14 protein-coding genes are annotated in these 16,268 nt (G+C 70.2%); 5 read left to right on the plus strand and 9 right to left on the minus strand.

Going from position 1 to position 16,268, the window contains the following annotated elements; all coding sequences use genetic code 11:
- The first annotated feature begins 63 nt into the window (after positions 1 to 63).
- Both OG780_RS18445 and OG780_RS18450 read left to right on the plus strand, forming a co-directional pair.
- A complete protein-coding gene (locus OG780_RS18445; RefSeq protein WP_328449566.1) occupies positions 64 to 2,184 on the plus strand; it encodes a hypothetical protein in 2,121 nt (706 codons plus the stop codon).
- Positions 2,184 to 3,728, plus strand: coding sequence for a hypothetical protein (locus OG780_RS18450; RefSeq protein ID WP_328449568.1), 1,545 nt, complete (start codon positions 2,184 to 2,186; stop codon positions 3,726 to 3,728). Before OG780_RS18445 ends, OG780_RS18450 begins: the two co-directional genes overlap by 1 nt.
- A 79-nt stretch (positions 3,729 to 3,807) precedes the next feature.
- Here the strand turns inward: OG780_RS18450 and ccsB are convergent, their stop codons facing one another.
- From ccsB to hemL, 7 genes are all read right to left on the minus strand, one after another.
- A complete protein-coding gene (ccsB, locus tag OG780_RS18455; RefSeq protein WP_328449569.1) occupies positions 3,808 to 4,926 on the minus strand; it encodes a c-type cytochrome biogenesis protein CcsB in 1,119 nt (372 codons plus the stop codon).
- Complete coding sequence (gene resB, locus OG780_RS18460; RefSeq protein WP_328449571.1) at positions 4,923 to 6,761, minus strand: cytochrome c biogenesis protein ResB; 1,839 nt, start codon at positions 6,759 to 6,761, stop codon at positions 4,923 to 4,925. Before resB ends, ccsB begins: the two co-directional genes overlap by 4 nt.
- 3 nt (positions 6,762 to 6,764) lie before the next feature.
- Complete coding sequence (locus OG780_RS18465) at positions 6,765 to 7,502, minus strand: cytochrome c biogenesis CcdA family protein (protein ID WP_328458222.1); 738 nt, start codon at positions 7,500 to 7,502, stop codon at positions 6,765 to 6,767.
- A gap of 50 nt (positions 7,503 to 7,552) precedes the next feature.
- Positions 7,553 to 8,170, minus strand: coding sequence for a TlpA family protein disulfide reductase (locus OG780_RS18470; RefSeq protein WP_328449573.1), 618 nt, complete (start codon positions 8,168 to 8,170; stop codon positions 7,553 to 7,555).
- Between the two features lie 66 nt (positions 8,171 to 8,236).
- Entirely contained in the window at positions 8,237 to 9,499 is a 1,263-nt protein-coding gene (locus tag OG780_RS18475; RefSeq protein WP_328449575.1) for a hypothetical protein, read from the minus strand.
- A 151-nt stretch (positions 9,500 to 9,650) separates the two neighbouring features.
- On the minus strand, positions 9,651 to 10,352 hold the full coding sequence (locus OG780_RS18480) for a histidine phosphatase family protein (RefSeq protein ID WP_328449577.1): 702 nt from the start codon (positions 10,350 to 10,352) through the stop codon (positions 9,651 to 9,653).
- Positions 10,349 to 11,665, minus strand: a complete 1,317-nt coding sequence (gene hemL / locus OG780_RS18485) for a glutamate-1-semialdehyde 2,1-aminomutase (protein WP_326786238.1) — start codon at positions 11,663 to 11,665, stop codon at positions 10,349 to 10,351. The genes OG780_RS18480 and hemL overlap by 4 nt, the downstream gene beginning before the upstream one ends.
- A 578-nt stretch (positions 11,666 to 12,243) precedes the next feature.
- Here hemL and OG780_RS18490 point away from each other — a divergent pair.
- Complete coding sequence (locus OG780_RS18490; protein WP_326790851.1) at positions 12,244 to 12,681, plus strand: hypothetical protein; 438 nt, start codon at positions 12,244 to 12,246, stop codon at positions 12,679 to 12,681.
- 110 nt (positions 12,682 to 12,791) lie between these two features.
- On the opposite strand, the gene OG780_RS18495 is transcribed toward OG780_RS18490, so the two are convergent.
- Positions 12,792 to 13,529: an SDR family NAD(P)-dependent oxidoreductase gene (locus OG780_RS18495; RefSeq protein ID WP_328449580.1), complete on the minus strand. Its 738-nt coding sequence runs from the start codon at positions 13,527 to 13,529 to the stop codon at positions 12,792 to 12,794.
- A gap of 463 nt (positions 13,530 to 13,992) precedes the next feature.
- Between OG780_RS18495 and OG780_RS18500 the strand changes: the two genes are divergently transcribed.
- A complete protein-coding gene (locus OG780_RS18500) occupies positions 13,993 to 14,661 on the plus strand; it encodes a hypothetical protein (RefSeq protein ID WP_328449582.1) in 669 nt (222 codons plus the stop codon).
- A 304-nt stretch (positions 14,662 to 14,965) separates the two neighbouring features.
- Entirely contained in the window at positions 14,966 to 15,670 is a 705-nt protein-coding gene (locus OG780_RS18505) for a class F sortase (RefSeq protein WP_328449584.1), read from the plus strand.
- 17 nt (positions 15,671 to 15,687) lie between these two features.
- Here the strand turns inward: OG780_RS18505 and OG780_RS18510 are convergent, their stop codons facing one another.
- Positions 15,688 to 15,882 (minus strand): hypothetical protein, encoded by a 195-nt coding sequence (locus tag OG780_RS18510; protein ID WP_328449586.1) that lies wholly within the window; start codon positions 15,880 to 15,882, stop codon positions 15,688 to 15,690.
- Between the last annotated feature and the right edge of the window lie 386 nt (positions 15,883 to 16,268).

Genomic DNA, 16,268 nt, shown 5'->3' on the forward strand with positions numbered 1-16,268 from the left:
TGTTGATACACCTCACAGCAGCACATATGGAATGGACCGGACCGCGGACCAGGGGGAGATGCGGTGCACACAGGGCTGCACGGCCGGGGGGCACTGTTCGACACCGATCCGCCCGGACTCGCGTCACGACTGGTCGGCCTGCGTCCGTACCAGCTGCGCGCCACACCGTACGAACACCCCGGGGAACCGCCCTTCGTGGTCTTCACGGGCGGCCGGGGGCTGGGCAAGACCGCCGTGCTCCTCGCCCTGCGCGAGGCCTACCGCGGTCACACCCCCGTCGCCCTGATCGACGGCGAGGAACGGCAGTTCGCCGCGCCGCCCCCGGACCGTCCGGCCGAGTCCTGGTCACCGGTGGCGCAGGCGCTCACCACGGCCGCGGAACAGCTCGCCGAACCGGTGAAGGGCGCCGGACGCATCGGCTTCCCGCGGCTGTCGTCCGGCCTGCTGGCCGTGGCGGCGGGCGGCTGGAGCGACCGCGACGTGCCACGCATCCGGCAGGAGGCGGAGCGCATCCTGCTGCTGAGCGAGACCGAGTCCTGGCTGTCGGGATTCGCGGGACGCTGGGTGAGCAAGGTGATCTCCAAGCTCGTCGCGTCCATGAGCGGGACCGGCCCCGTGGTGGAGCCCATCATCGAGGCGACCCTGGAGGCCTTCGCGGAAGGCGTCTCCCCGGCCCACCGCCGGCTGCGCAGGGCCGCCACCTGGTACCGGGACTACCCGAACGCGGGCGGCAGCCCCAAGCTCGCGCTGATCCTGCTCTCCCGGCACTTCCGGGCGGGCGGCGACTCCCGCAGACACGCCGAACGCCATCTCGTACGCGCCCTGCTGGCCGACCTCGACGACGCCTACGCGGGCGTCGTCCAGCGCTCGCACCGGCGGGGACGTCCGGTCCTGCTGATCGACAACGTCCAGGAGCCCGCGGGCCTCGGACTCCTGGAGCCGGTCCTGCGCGACCGCGCCGACGGCATCAAGGACCAGGCCGTGTTCTTCGCCACGCTACGGGGCGACTCGCATCCGGCGCTGCGCAACGCGGGCCGCCACACCCTGCCCGAGACGGCCCGGGCCACCGGCTGGCAGCCCGGCACCTCACCGTCCTCGCGCGCCCTGCTCGTCCCGCTGCCGCCGCTGACCCCCGACGACACCCTGCACATCATGGACACCGCGTCCGGCGGCCTCGGTGCCGGACCCGCGGCACCGACCGCCGTACCGCCCCAACTCCCGCACGCCACACATCGGCTGACGGGAGGCAGCCCGCTCGGCATCACCCTGCTGGCCGCCTCGGTCCGGCAGAACCTGCCCGAAGGCGCCGACTCGCTCGGCACGTTGCTGACCGCCGACATCACCCCGCACGAGGACCAGGCCGGCCGCCCCGCCTATCAGGAACTCCTCGGCCGGCTCGTCCCCGGCGGCCGCCTCGACGAACTGACCGTGCTGGCCGCGGCCCACGACCGCGACTCGGCGTGCTCGCTCGCCCAGTCGCGGCTTCCGGAGGACTTCGGCGCGTCCGGCGTCCTCGATCTGGAGGAACGGCTCGCGTCGGAGGGCTGGGCGACGGCGGCCGGACAGTTCGTCGGCGACCCGTTCCTGCGCGCGCTCCTGCTGCTCAGGCTGCACCACGACGGCGCGGACCACGAAGGATGGCGGGCGGTGCACCGCACCCTCGTCGACCACTACCAGGACCTGGGCGAGACGGCCCCGGCGGACAGCGACCGCTATCGACTGCACCACGAACTCGCCCTAGGAAAAGCGGACTTCGCGGTGGCGCATCTGCGCGACGACTTCCCCCGCTCCGACACCCGCGGCTGGCTGTCCGCACTGCTCTTCATCGCCTCCGCGCCCTACTACCACGCCCATGATCCGGACGGCCGCGACTTCGAGGGCCACGACCACCGCGCCTCCGTCGCCCTCGGCCGCACGGACGCCACGCACCGGCCGCCGGAGGGCGTGGACCCTGTACTGCACCTGCGGGTAAGGCGGTTGCTGCACGCGGTGTGGCAGCTCACCGACCCCTTGGTGCTGCCCGACCCGAGGGTGGCCGAGCGGCTGCGCTTCGAGCTGGAGCAGCTCTCGAACCTGCGGCCCGCGGGCAACGCCCTGCTGTGGCGGGCCTCGCGGGACTGGCCCGCCGACGCCCTGGCCGGCCGGCCGCTGCGCGTCCCGGACGACGAGGACGGAGGACGGTGATGGCTCGCTTATGGGTGTGGCTGCGCGAGGACATCTGGGAGATTCGTTTCCGCAGGTATGTCGCGCTGACTCTCGCCGCCGCCCTCGTGGGCCTCGGTGTCTGGGGCGGCATGACGGCGGCGAAGGTGGACCGGTCGTGCGCTCCGGGGGTCGTCCAGCCGAAGGACGGTGACGAGTGCGTGGGCGTCTCCTGGACGGCGTACGCCTTCGGGCGGTCGCGGTTCACCGAGACCGTGCGGGCGATCGACCGCGAGAACCACCGTCTGGCTCCCGGCAGTTACGTCACCGTCGCCCTGCTCGAACCCTTCACCGCGACCGACGCCGACAACCTCGCCGACGTCCTTCACGAACTCCAGGGCGCCTACCTGGCGCAGTACCAGGCCAACCACGACACGACCGGGCTGAAGCCGAAGATACGGCTCGTGCTCGCCAACCCCGGTGCCACCGGCGCCTCCTGGCGGCACACCGTCGACCAGCTCGACCGGATGACCAAGGGCCCGGACCGGCTGCGCGCGGTCACCGGGGTCGGGGTGAGCACCGACAACAACAAGAAGGCGGTCGCGGAGCTCACCCGGCGGGGCATCCCGGTGATAGGGAGTTCGATCACCGCCGACAGCCTCGCCAACGGGCAGGGCGGCAAGGACCCCTTCCCCGGGCTCGCCCGTGTCTCCCCCACCAACACCGACGAGGCGCGCGCCCTCGCCTCCTTCGCCAAGGTGTCGGCGGTCAACGCCTTCCTGGTCTACGACCGGACCGGCGATCCCTACACGCGCACGCTCCAGACCTCGTTCGAGAAGATGCTCAAGGGCGCGCGCTCCGAGGCCCAGCCGTTCACCCCGCCCGCCGACCGCAGCAAGGAGGGAAGCACCGCCAACGTCTTCGCGCAGATCGCCAACATCCTGTGCAACACGCCGAAGACCACGAACACCGTCCTGTTCGCCGGTCGGCACACCCAGTTGCGGCAGTTCATCAACGCGCTGGGCGCCCGGGGCTGCTCCGACCGCCGCTTCACCGTACTCACCGGCGACGAGGGCTCGTACCTCGCGGGTGACAAGGACCTCGACCCGGCCGCTCTGAAGGACCCGCTGCTGACCGTGCGCTACACGGCCCTCGCCCATCCGGACGCCTGGCCGAAGGACGGCGCGCGGACCGGCGGCAGCGCGGCCGACGCGAAGGTGCTCGGGCGGCTGCTGGCCGACGCCACGCGGGAGCCGGTCGGCCCCATCGGCCCGGTGGCCCTCGACGACGGCCAGCTGATCATCGCGTATGACGCCATGCGGCTCGCGGTGCGCGGTATCCGCGGGGCCTCGCCGACCGGGCGGATCCCCGCGCTCGCGGACGTCGGCCTCCAGTGGCCCCAGGTCAAGGGCGCCCAGCTCCGGGTGAACGGGGCGAGCGGGTGGATCTGCCTGGACGTCCACGGGAATCCGTACGACAAAGCCGTGCCGATCGTGGAACTGACCCACGACAGCCGCGCCCGCTTCGTGAAGATCGCCTGGCCGGACGGCGGGCCACCGGCTGCCCAGTGCCTGCCGCCGTCCTAGCCGTCGGCCGCGCATACGACGAAGGCCGGCCTCAGTGACACACAGGTCACCGGGGCCGGCCGTATCGCGTCCGGACGGGTCAGACTCCCGCGTAGGAGTGCTTGCCGCTGACGAAGATGTTGACGCCGTAGTAGTTGAACAGCCAGCAGCCGAAGGCGACCAGGGCGATGTAGGCGGCCTTGCGGCCCTTCCAGCCGGCCGTGGCCCGCGCGTGCAGGTGGCAGGCGTAGGCGACCCAGGTGATGAACGCCCAGGTCTCCTTGGGGTCCCAGCCCCAGTAGCGGCCCCAGGCGTCGCCCGCCCAGATCGCGCCCGCGATGATCGTGAACGTCCACAGCGGGAAGACGGCCGCGTTCACACGGTAGGAGAACTTGTCGAGCGAGGCCGAGGCGGGGAGCCGCTCCATGACGGAGGTGGCGAACCGGCCGGGCTTTCCGCCGTTCTCGAGCTTGTTCTCGTAAGAGTCCTTGAAGAGGTACAGCACCGTGCCGACGGCGCCCACGTAGAAGACGGCGCCGCACAGGATCGCGGTCGAGACGTGGATGTACAGCCAGTACGAGTGCAGCGCGGGGACCAGCTGGTCGCTCGCGGTGTACAGGACGGTGACCGCGAGACCGAGGTCGAGCAGGACCGTGGTGATCAGCGGGAGGCCGAGCCAGCGGACGTTCTTCTTCAGCGCGAGCAGGACGAGGAAGACCCCGACGGCGACGGTGGAGAAGGTGATGTTGAACTCGTACATGTTGCCCCAGGGGGCACGCCGCACCGACATGGCGCGGGCGAGCACTCCGGCCGCCTCGACACCCCAGGCCAGCACGCTGAGGGAGACGGCGATCCGCCCGTAGAGGTCGCCCTGCTCGTCCCCGCCGTGAGCGCCGGGCCCGTCGGGCACGTCCCGCGCGCCCGCCGCGGACCGGGTGACGACCGTCGGCCGTTCCAGCACGGTGGTCCCGCCGGCCTTGCGCACGGTGACCTCGGGGGCCGCGGCCGCCTTCGCACCGTCCGCGGTGAGCGCGCTCGCGGTGCGGGAGACCTTGCTGCGGCTGCCGAAGAGCCACTCGGCGATGAAGGCGAAGAAGGCCAGGGTGTAGACGGCCATCGCGGAGTAGATCAGCGTGTTGCTGATGTTGGCGAGGTGTTCGTTGGTCGCGGTGGCCAGTTCGGTCACGGCGCCCAGGTCGTGTGCGGTGGCGAGCGTCACTGCTTCTTGGACCCTTCAGCGGCGGGTACGGGGGGTTCGGCGTCGGCGTCGGTGGGTGCCGCGTCTTCGTCGGGCTTGGTGGGTGCCTGTTCGTGCACGAGCGCGGCCAGGTCGCCGAGCTCCTCGGGAAGCTTCGCGGACTCGCTGCGGCCGAGCCCGGCCATCTCGACGACGGTGACACCGTCGTCGCCGGTGGTCGCCCGCACCCAGACGCGGCGGCGCTGGATGAACAGCGAACCGGCGAGTCCGAGGATCGCGGCGAACGCCCCGGCCAGCGCCCAGTCACTGCCGGGCTGCTGGGTGACCTGGAAGTTCGCCCACTCCTTGATGTCCTTGTCGAAGGTGATCGAACCGGCGCCGTCCGGCAGCGTCATCGTCTCGCCGGGCCGCAGCCGCGACTTGAGGATCTCGCCCTTGGCGTCCTTGAACTGCTTCATGTGGGAGGTCTCGAGCTGGTACACGTTCTGCGGGAGGCCCGCGTCGACCCCCAGACTGCCGTGGAAGCCGCTCAGCGCGAGCACCGGGTAGTCGAGCGCGGGGAACTGGGAGAACATGTCGCCCTTGCCCGCCCCGGCGAAGGTCGGCACGAAGAAGGCGGAGAAGCCGAGCTGTTCGCTCTTGCCCTGCGCGTTCCTGTAGCCGTCCATGACCTTGACGGCGCCCTGCGAGGTGACGTTGGAGTCCAGCGGCAGCAGGGGCACGGCGTCGTGGAAGACGATGTCGCCCTTGCCGTCCCGGACGGTCACGGTGGGCGCGTAGCCGTGGGCGGTCAGATAGACCTTCGTGTCGCCGATCACGAGCGGCTCGTTGACCTTGACGAGCCCCTCGCGCTCCTTGCCGTAGGCGCCCTTGCTGTAGGTGATCGCCGCCTGGTACGTGCGGGCCGTGCCCTTGTTGGGGCCGTTCCGCTCGTAGGTGCCGGTGAAGTTCTTCAGGTCGAAGCTGAACGGTGTCAGGTCGTCGGTGCTGAAGAGGTTGCCGGACTTGAAGTCGTCGTAGGACAGGAGCGTGTTGGAGAAGCCGTCGCCCTCGACGATCAGCTTGTCGCCCTCGGACTTGAAGAGCTGGCCCCAGGCGAAGGCGACGAGCATCACGATCAGCGCGATGTGGAAGAGCAGGTTGCCGGTCTCGCGGAGGTAGCCCTTCTCGGCGGCGACGGCGTCCTTGTCGACGTGCGCCCGGAACCGCTTCTGCTTGAGCACCTTCAGCGCGATCTCGCGGACCTGCTCGGGCTCCGCCGCGGTGCGCCAGGTCGTGTACGCGGGCAGCCGGGTCAGTCGCCTCGGGGCGCCCGGCGGACGGCCGCGCAGCTGTCCGACGAACTGCCAGGTGCGGGGCACGATGCAGCCGATGAGCGAGACGAACAGCAGGATGTAGATCGCGGAGAACCACACCGAGCTGTACACGTGGAACAGGCCGAGCCGGTCGTAGAGCGGACCGATCACACTGTGCGCGTCCTTGAACTCCTGCACCTTGGCCGCGTCGGTGCCGGACTGCGGGATCAGCGATCCGGGGATCGCGCCGAGCGACAGCAGGAAGAGCAGGATCAGCGCGACCCGCATCGACGTGAGCTGGCGCCAGATCCAGCGGACCCAGCCGGTGACCTCGCGGCCGGTCCAGGCGATCCATCCCAGGGCGCCGGGGGTGCGCGCGCCGCCGAAGGAGCCGGGCACCGCCGTCTCCACGGGCGCGGTGGACAGCTGCGAGGCGGCCTCGCCGAGTTCGCCGTCGGCGCTCACCCCGATGTGCCGCTTGGTGCTCGCCGGGTCCGGCGTGCCGTCGTCCTCCGGCGTCGCGGCGGACTCGGACGTGTTGCCGGTGTCGGTCGTGCTCATGGATCAGATCCCTACCGTGAAGCCGTCGGACCAGGTCTGCATCTGCTGCACGATGCCGTCCCAGGCACCGGTCAGCAGGAGGAGGCCGGTCACGATCATCATTCCGCCGCCGATCCGCATCACCCAGGCGTAGTGACGCTTCACCCAGCCGAACGCGCCGAGCGCCTTGCGGAAGGCGACCGCGGCGAGGACGAAGGGCACTCCCAGTCCGAGGCAGTAGGCGACCGTCAGTATGGCCCCGCGCCCGGCGCTCGCCTGGTCCATGGAGAGCATGTTGACGGAGGTGAGCGTCGGGCCCAGACACGGCGTCCAGCCGATGCCGAAGAGCGCGCCCAGTATCGGCGCCCCGGCGAGCCCGGTCACCGGCCGCCGGTGGAAGCGGAACTCGCGCTGGGTGAGCCAGGGCATCAGCCCCATGAAGAACACCCCGAGCGCGATCATCAGCGCGCCGAGGACCTTGCTGAGCGTGCCGTTGTACTCGTGCAGCGTCGAGCCGAAGTACCCGAACAGCGCCCCGCCGGAGACGAACACGGCGGTGAAGCCGAGCACGAACAGACTGGCCCCCGCGACCATCCGTCCCCGTCTGGCCTCGGCCAGGTCCGTGCCGCTGACCCCGGTGACGTACGACAGATAGCCGGGTACCAGCGGCAGGACGCAGGGCGAGAAGAAGGAGACGAGCCCGCCGAGCACGGCGATGGGCAGCGCGAGCAGCAGAGCGCCGCTGTAGACCGTGGTGTTCATGCCGGTCGAGGCGGCGAGGTTCGTGGACGTCTGGAGAAGGGACACGTCGGTCACTTCTCCGCGAGGACGGGGTCGAGCATCTCGTGCAGCTTGGCCTCGCTGAGCGCCTGGAGCGTGCGGGCCGCGATCTTCCCGTCCCGGTCGATGATGATCGTGGAGGGGATCGTCTGCGGGTTGAGCGTGCCCTTCTCGAAGCGGAGCATCAGCTTGCCCTTCGGGTCGTACAGGCTGGGGTACGGAACGCCCTGCTGCTTCTCGAAGGCCCTGGCCGGGGAGGTGCTGGGGTCACGGGTGTTGATGCCGACGAACTGCACGCCCTGGGCGGCGGTCTCCTTGGCGACCTTGACGAGGTTCGGCGTCTCGGCGCGGCACGGCGGGCACCAGGATCCCCACACGTTGAGGACGACGACCTTGCCCTTGTAGTCCGCGATGTCGAGCCGCTTGCCGTCGACGGTCTTGCCGGAGAGGTCCGGGGCGGCGTCCCTGGACCCCTTGGCGACGGTGGAGATGCCGTTCTTGCCGGCGACGAAGTTGCTGTTGCCCGCGCCGCCGGAGGTACCGCCGGATCCGCACGCGGACAGCACGAGCGCGGCGACGGCGGCCCCCGCGGCGTACAGGGCGGCGCGGGTGCGGTTCGGACGCTGGTCTGCGCGGCAGGCGGCACTCATGTGAAAAGTTTCGCATGCCCGATTCGGGGATCTTCCGCACCCCCCTTGCGGGTGGAAACCCGCATTTCAGGCGGCCTGTCCCCGAAGGTAGCGGTGCCAGCCGCCGACGGGCTCCTCGGCCACGTCCATGGCCTGGAGCTTCGCCAGCACCTCGGGCCGCTGGACGTCCAGCCAGTCCACGAACTGCCGGAAGGAGACCATGCGCACGTCGGAGCCCTTCTGCTTCTCCTGTGCGATGTGGGTGAAGACGTGCTCGACGGCGTCCATGTAGATGCCGCCGTTCCACTCCTCGAAGTGGTTGCCGATGAAGAAGGGTGCCCGGTTCGTCTCGAACGCCCGCTTGAATCCCGCCACGTACGACGCGGACGCCTGCGTGCGCCAGCCCGGGTAGTTGTACGAGGGCGCCCGGGTGGTGGCGACCGACTGGTTGGCGAGGATGTTGTAGTCCATCGAGAGGACCTCGAAGCGGTGCCCGGGGAAGGGCATCGCCTGCAGGGGCAGGTCCCACAGCCCTTCCTTCTTCTGCGGCCAGCGCTGGACACCGCCGGGCGAGGAGGCGTCGTAGCGCCAGCCGAGTTCCTTGACGGCGGGCAGCAGGCTGTTCTGGCCGAGCAGGCACGGGGTGCGGGCGCCGATGAGCTCCTTCTCGTAGTCGAAGGGCAGCGGGGGCAGGTCGGTCCAGCCCGTGTTGGTGCGCCACTCGGTGACGAACGACTTGGCCTGCTCGATCTCGCTGGCCCACTGCCGGGACGTCCAGTTGCCGACCGAGCCGGAGCCGCCGCAGAAGTGGCCGTTGAAGTGGGTGCCGATCTCGTGGCCGTCAAGCCAGGCCTGACGGACCAGCTTCAGGGTGGAGCGGACGTGATCGTCGCTCAGATAACCGATGTCCGAGGCGCCGCGGGGGTTGTTCGGCGGGTCGTAGAGGCGCTTCTTCGACTCGGGCAGGAGATACAGCCCGGAGAGGAAGAACGTCATGTGCGCGTCGTTCTCCCTGGCGAGCCGGAGGAAGCGGTCGAAGAGGCCGGTACCGACCTCTCCGGCTCCGTCCCAGGAGAAGACCACGAACTGCGGCGGGGTTTCGCCGGGTTCGAGCGGCACGGGAGCCAGCGGCTGGCGCGGCTGCTTGCCGGTGTAGGCGGTGGACCCGTCGCCGATGAGACGTACGGCCGGCTTCTTCGGGGCGCCCGGACGGCCGGTGCCGCCGGTGGGGGAAGGGTCAGGATGCCGCTTGGCTTCCTTGCCCGAGGTGGTGCCGCACGCGGCGAGTCCGAGCGCGGTCGCCGCACCCGCACCGAGGCCGATCATTCCCCTTCGGCTGACGTCGCGCATACGGTCCTCTTTTCATCGCACCCTCTCAGCTGACTCTCAGCTTGTATCCCATGAGAGGGCGCGATGAAGTCGCGGGTTCCCCTTAACGCGCGCAGATTTATGTGATTTTACGAAGATGCGCCCATTTGGCCCGACTCTTCGCTTTCGACCGTCAGGCCCCGAATGCCTTGTCCTTGCCCTTCACCGGCTTGGCGCCCGCGAGGAGATGAACCGGCACCAGATCGCGCGCGGGCTCGGTGTAGCCCACGGACACGATCTTGTCACCGCGGTAGGTGAAGGTGGTCAGGGACGCCAGGGTGCACTGCCGCTTGCGCGGGTCGTGCCACAGCCGCCGCTTCTCCGCGTAGCTGCGGACGATCCAGATCGGCAGCTGATGACTCACCAGCACCGCCTCGTGGCCGCGCGCGGCGTCCTTGGCGGCGTCCAGCGCACCCATCATGCGGACGACCTGGTCCACGTACGGCTCGCCCCAGGACGGCTTGAAGGGGTTGACGAGGTGCTTCCAGTTCTCCGGCCGCCGCAGCGCGCCGTCCCCGACCCCGAAGGTCTTGCCCTGGAAGACGTTGTCGGCCTCGATGAGCCGCCCGTCCGTCGCCAGGTCGAGCCCGTGGGCCTTCGCGATCGGCGTGGCCGTCTCCTGCGCCCGCTCCAGCGGCGAGGCCACGACATGCGTGACATCGCGCGAGCTGAGGTGCTCGGCCACCCGGTCGGCCATCTGCCGCCCGAGCTCGGACAGGTGGTACCCGGGCAGCCGCCCGTAGAGCACCCCGTCCGGGTTGGCGACCTCGCCGTGCCGCATCAGGTGGACGACGGTGATGTCCCCCGCGCCGTTCTTGTCGCTGGTCCCGCTCATGCCGTGGCCTCCGCCGCTGCCCGCGCCGCCGCCGGAAGGGCGTCGGCGATCCTCTGAACCGCCTGGTCGTCATGGGCCGTCGACACGAACCACGACTCGAACGAGGACGGCGGCAGGTAGACACCCTGCGCCAGCATCGAGTGGAAGAACGCGGTGTAGCGGAAGGACTCCTGCGCCTTCGCGTCCTCGTAGTCGCGCACCTCACGTCCCGTGAAGAAGACGGAGAACATGTTGGAGGCGCTCTGCAGACGGTGGGTCACACCCTCCTTGGTGAGCGCCTCGGTCACCAGCGCCTGGATCCGCCCCGACACCGCGTCGATCCTGTCGTACGCGGCCTGGTCGAGCAGCCGCAGCTGCGCGAGCCCGGCGGCGGTGGCGACGGGATTGCCCGAGAGCGTGCCCGCCTGGTACACCGGCCCGGCCGGCGCGAGGTGCGCCATCACGTCCGCGCGGCCACCGAACGCGGCGGCCGGGAAGCCGCCGCCCATCACCTTGCCGAAGGTCATCAGGTCCGGGCGCACACCGTCGATCCCGTACCAGCCGGCTCTGCTGGTACGGAAGCCGGTCATGACCTCGTCCGAGATGTACAGGGCGCCGTTCTTCGCGCAGGCGTCCTTGAGGCCCTGGTTGAAACCGGGCGCCGGCGGCACCACACCCATGTTGCCGGGCGAGGCCTCGGTGATCACACAGGCGATCTCGCCGGGGTGCGCGTGGAACGCGGCCTGCACGGCTTCGAGATCGTTGTAGGGCAGGACGATGGTGTCGGCGGCCTGAGCGCCGGTGACGCCGGGCGTGTCGGGCAGCGCGAAGGTCGCGACCCCGCTGCCCGCCGCGGCGAGCAGCGAGTCGACGTGGCCGTGGTAGCAGCCGGCGAACTTGATCACCTTCGTGCGCCGGGTGAACCCGCGGGCCAGCCGGATGGCCGACATGGTCGCCTCGGTGCCGCTGGAGACGAGCCGGACCTGCTCGACGGGCTCGACGCGGGCGACGATCTCCTCGGCGAGGGTGACCTCCCCCTCACCGGGCGTACCGAAGGACGTACCGCGCGCGACGGCCTCCTGAGCGGCGGCGACGACCTCGGGGCGGGAGTGCCCGAGAATCATCGGACCCCAGGAACAGACCAGGTCGACGTACTCACGGCCGTCGGCGTCGGTCAGATACGGACCGGTGCCGGACACCATGAACCGGGGCGTACCGCCCACGGCACGGAAGGCGCGCACCGGAGAATTCACGCCACCTGGTGTGACGGCCGCCGCACGGTCGAACAGCGACTGCGAGGCTGGGGCTTCGTAGGGATAAGGCAGTTCGGTCATGACCTGCGACGTCTCCGACTCCGGGGGGCTAGTGACCTCCTCAGGGTAGGCCAGGGGGTCCGGTGAGCCGCGAGGGGAAGACCGGGGCGCCCTGAACGGACGGCCCCGGCCCGACGTACGGCTCTCCACAGAGGAATGATCCCGGCCATCGCCGGGCCGGTGTGACGCAGCCCGGTATGACAACCGGGTCTCTTCGCCCGGCCATCTGCGAAACTGGGACCAGAACGGACAGCTCACATGAACGACGGTGTTCAGGGGCCGCGAAGATCCCGCGGACAGGTGTTTCGGCGTACGTTTCGGCGTGCGACCGTGGGGGAGGTCACTGTCACGATGATCGGGTTGCGTGGCGGGGGTCGCGCGACTTAGAAAAGCAGTCGGGTGGAGATATGCATCGCGGTGGACTGGGCGAGGGGACCGACGACCTCAACCCTCGGCGTGCCCGGCGGGGGAAGCACCGGCGTGAGGCGGAGGAAGCGGCCGGCAGAGCGGGACAGGTACAGGGATCGCAGGGTGACCCCGACGAGCGGATCGACCGCGCGGTCGAACGACTGCGGGCGGAGAGCGGGAATGGTGGCCGAGTGGGGGTGACGTACAAATACTTCGGCGCGCCCGACGGCGCGACGGCCGCCAGGGTCCCGATCTCGATGCGCCCCGAAGAACTCGGCGGCGACGAACTCGGCATGAACGGCATGTTCACCAAGATCAAGCCGGAGACGATGGCCGCGATGGTCCTCACCGGCATAGAAGGCGTCCCCCTGAACAAGGTTCCGCCTCTGGAGCTTGTCGTCCTGCACCCCGACTACGCCGTGGTCAAGCTCCCCATGACCGTCGTCGACCCGCTGCGCGGCTTGGGCGAGGAGGCCGTGGGCGCGGCCGCCTTCATATGGTCCACCGTCCCGGACCGGGGCGGCCCCCGTGACGCCTTCAACGTCTACCAGCTCCTGCACGAGTGGCAGGACTTCTCGCACCGCCTGCACGAGGCGGGGCATCAGCCGTACTGCCTGGTGTGGCCCTGATCCGGGCTTCCTGAGCAGCGGGCGGGGTTCCCGGACCCCGCCTTTTTCATGCCCGGGCACGGTCGCGGACGATCACCGGCCCGGGGTACGGAGGCACCGGGAAACCCCGGCTACAGCCCGCCCGCGACCCGCAGGACCGCTCCCGTCGTGTACGAGGCGTCGTCCGACAGGAGCCAGGCCACCGCACCGGAGATCTCCTCCGGCCGGCCCGCGCGGCCCATGGGGATGGCGTCGGCCATCCAGGCCGGGCGCTGCGGGTCCTCGTGGAAGTCGGTCCAGATCACCCCCGGAGCGACACCGTTCACGCGGATGCCGTCCGCCGCCACCTCCTTGGACAGGCCGACGGTCAGGGCGTCGACCGCCGCCTTCGTCGCCGCGTAGTGGACGTACTGCCCCGGACTGCCGAGGGTCGCCGCCGACGACGAGATGTTGACGATCGCACCCCCGCCGGACGCGGTCATCTCCCGTACGGCACGGCGCGCGCACAGCAGATAGCCGAGGACGTTGACCGCGAGGGCGCCCCGCATGCCGTCGGGGTCGGCGTCGGCCAGTGGTCCATTGGGTCCGCTGACGCCCGCGTTGTTCACCAGCCCGGTGACCGGGCCGAGTTCGGCGGCCGCCGCGTCGAAGAGCCCGTCGACCGCGGCGGCGTCGGAGGTGTCCACGGCCACCGTCAGACAGCGTCGGCCCGCGTCCACGACGGCGTCCGCCACCTTCTCGGCCTCCGCACGGTCGGACCGGTAGCCGATGACGACGTCATGGCCCTCCAGAGCCAGCCGCCGGCAGACGGCGGCGCCGATCCCGCGGCTGCCGCCGGTCACCACCGTGATCCTCCGCCCGTTCCGCACGATCGCCTCTCCTCACGACACGAACCATCAGTGTGACGGCAGAGGGGGCCACTCCCGCTCTCCCGCGCCCACGGCACCATCGGTCGCCGCCAGGACATGACTCGCCCAAGAATCTCCCACGGCTCGCTCAGGACAAGAACCTTCAGGGCAACGGGAACTGACGGTGAGCACCTCGCACGGCTCATCCGGCGAAGCAGACGTGTCGCCGCCGATCGGGTCATACGAAGAACACCGCTCAGGACGGCTCCCCTCCGGGCGAGCGCGACGAATCGGCAGGTCAGAGAAGCCGGACCGCCCTCGGGCGATCGTCAGGGCGGCCGCAGGACGAGGTCCCGGCCATGGGCCGGGCGAGCTTCCCGGGTGGTGCGCTCGCCCCATCGGATTGACGGTGGATCACGTCGCACCGGGTTTTCGCCTGCTGACAAGAGGTCAGCTGCCTGGTTCTGACGGAAGGACTCCCATAATGCGATCTGCCCGCATGCTCCTGGCCGCTGCGACGGCCACCGCCGCTCTCGCGGTCGCCGCCCCCGGCGCGTACGCCGTCGCGGCCGGCGACTGGGACCACAGCGACTCCTCTTCCTCCTCTTCCTCGTCCTCCTCGTCCTCCTCCAGCAAGGAGAAGGAGGACTCCGGATACGGCAAGGAGAAGCAGGACTCCGGGTACGGCAAGGAGAAGGAAGACTCCGGATACGGCAAGGAGAAGGAGGACTCCGGATACGGCACCGAGCACGAGAGCGACCACGGCAAGCCCACCTGGCACCACCAGAAGCCGGAAGGCGGCGTGCACACCGGCGGCGGTGCGCTGACGTCCGTCAAGACAGACGACTCCGCCAAGGGCGACAAGAGGTACGACCCGGAGACCTACAAGGACAAGGACTCCTCGAGCTCCGACCACAGCAGCGGTTCCTGGGACTCCGGGACGGACAAGGGCTCGTGGGACTCGAGCAGCAAGGGCTCGTGGGACTCGGGCAGCAAGGAGTCCGGCGACAAGCCGCACGGCGGCGTGCACACCGGCGGCGGCGGTCTCGCCACGTCCTCCGGTGTCACGGCCGGCGGAGTCGGCGTCCTGGGCCTCGCGGCCGCGGGCGTGTACATGCTGCGCCGTAGGAACGCCGCGGGTGGTGTGGCCTGACCATGCCTGACGACATAGCGGTCCGGGCCGCCGCCCATTCACCCCGTGGCGGCCCGGCCGGTCTCTCCCCCGGCTTCTGACGACGTTGCCGGTCTTGCTTCTGCTTCTGCTTCTGCTTCTGCTTCTGCTTCTGCTTCTGCTTCTGCTTCTGCTTCTGCTTCTGCTTCTGCCGACCTTGCCGTTCTTGTCGGCTCTCCTGCTGTAGCCGGTCCGGCTGCTGCTACTGCTTCTGTTGCCCGTCCTGCTGTTCCCGCCGCTCCCGCCCAGTCCGCTCCGCTGCCCCGACCCGATGAGGTGGTGCCCGATGGCAGCCCGGTTGTCCTCTCCCGCCGAGACCCCGCACCCGTCACCCGAGCGGACCTTCAGGCGTCGTGCCACATGGGTCGTGTGGTGCGCCGGTTTCGCGGTCCTGGTGGCCACGAACGTGCTCCACCGCCAGGACCAGTCGTCCGATCCCGCCTCCCCTGCCGCGGCGGCCCCCACGCACTCGCACTCGCAGGCGCCCGTGTCCTCGGCCTCTGCCTCGCCCTCGAACGACCGCCCGGCGGCGAAGCATCTCCCGCGGGCCGAGCCGACCCGGCTGCACATCCCGAAGATCTCGGTGGACGCGCCCTTCACCGACCTCGCCATCGACGCCACGGGCAAGCTCGAGGCCCCGCCCGCCAACGACACGAATCTGGTCGGCTGGTACTCCAAGGGCGTCTCCCCCGGTGAGGTGGGGACGGCGGTCATCGCCGGGCACGTCGACACGAAGACCTCCGCCGCCGTGTTCGCCGGTCTCGGAGACCTGGAGAAGGGCGACAAGTTCAGCGTCGAACGGTCCGACGGCCGGACGGCGTCCTTCGTCGTCGACAGCGCCGAGACCTTCGCGAAGGACGCCTTCCCCGACGACAGGGTGTACGCCGACACTCCCGACGCCGAGGTCCGCCTCATCACCTGCGCAGGCACCTACGACCGCACCGTCATGGACTACACCGACAACCTGGTGGTCTTCGCCCATCTCGTCTGAGCGGGCGGGCGGTCCGGCTACCGCGTCACGAGCGAGTCGCCGTAGTCGCGGAGTGCCTTCGCGGCGGACTTCATGTCCCCGCTGTCGCCGGACGCGGGGAACTTCTCCGGGATCGCCGACTCCTTGGACGCCTCGCTGGTGCAGGCCGTGGCCGGCAGGCACACGGCGAGGACAGGAAGAGCCATGAGGGCGGCGGCACGGCGGATGATCACGATCATCTCCTTGTCGAGGGAGACGGCGGGGCCCGGTCGGGGCCTCCGCCGTCAGGGGTGGGCCGTCAGGGTCAGGTCAGTACTTGATGGCGTCGACCTTGTCGTTCCAGTTGCCGCCGCCCGAACCACTTCGGGCATTCGCCCCCTGTCGGACAGTCACCCGACGGTCAGGCCGGCCCTCCGGTCGCTCCCGCAAGACGGACCGCCGGGACATCAGGTCACGCCAGGAATCCGTGAGTTGAGTCACCGGCCCCGTCACTCTGCGGCGAAGGGGCTCGGACAGCGCGTCCGTACAGACGGGACGGCGCGAACGGAGTTCAAGGCGTCGGGCCGTAGTCGGCCGCGGGGCCGGAGCGGATCGCGAGGCAGAAGCGAGCCGCCAGGCA

This window comes from Streptomyces sp. NBC_00386, assembly GCF_036063235.1.
Lineage (GTDB): Bacteria > Actinomycetota > Actinomycetes > Streptomycetales > Streptomycetaceae > Streptomyces.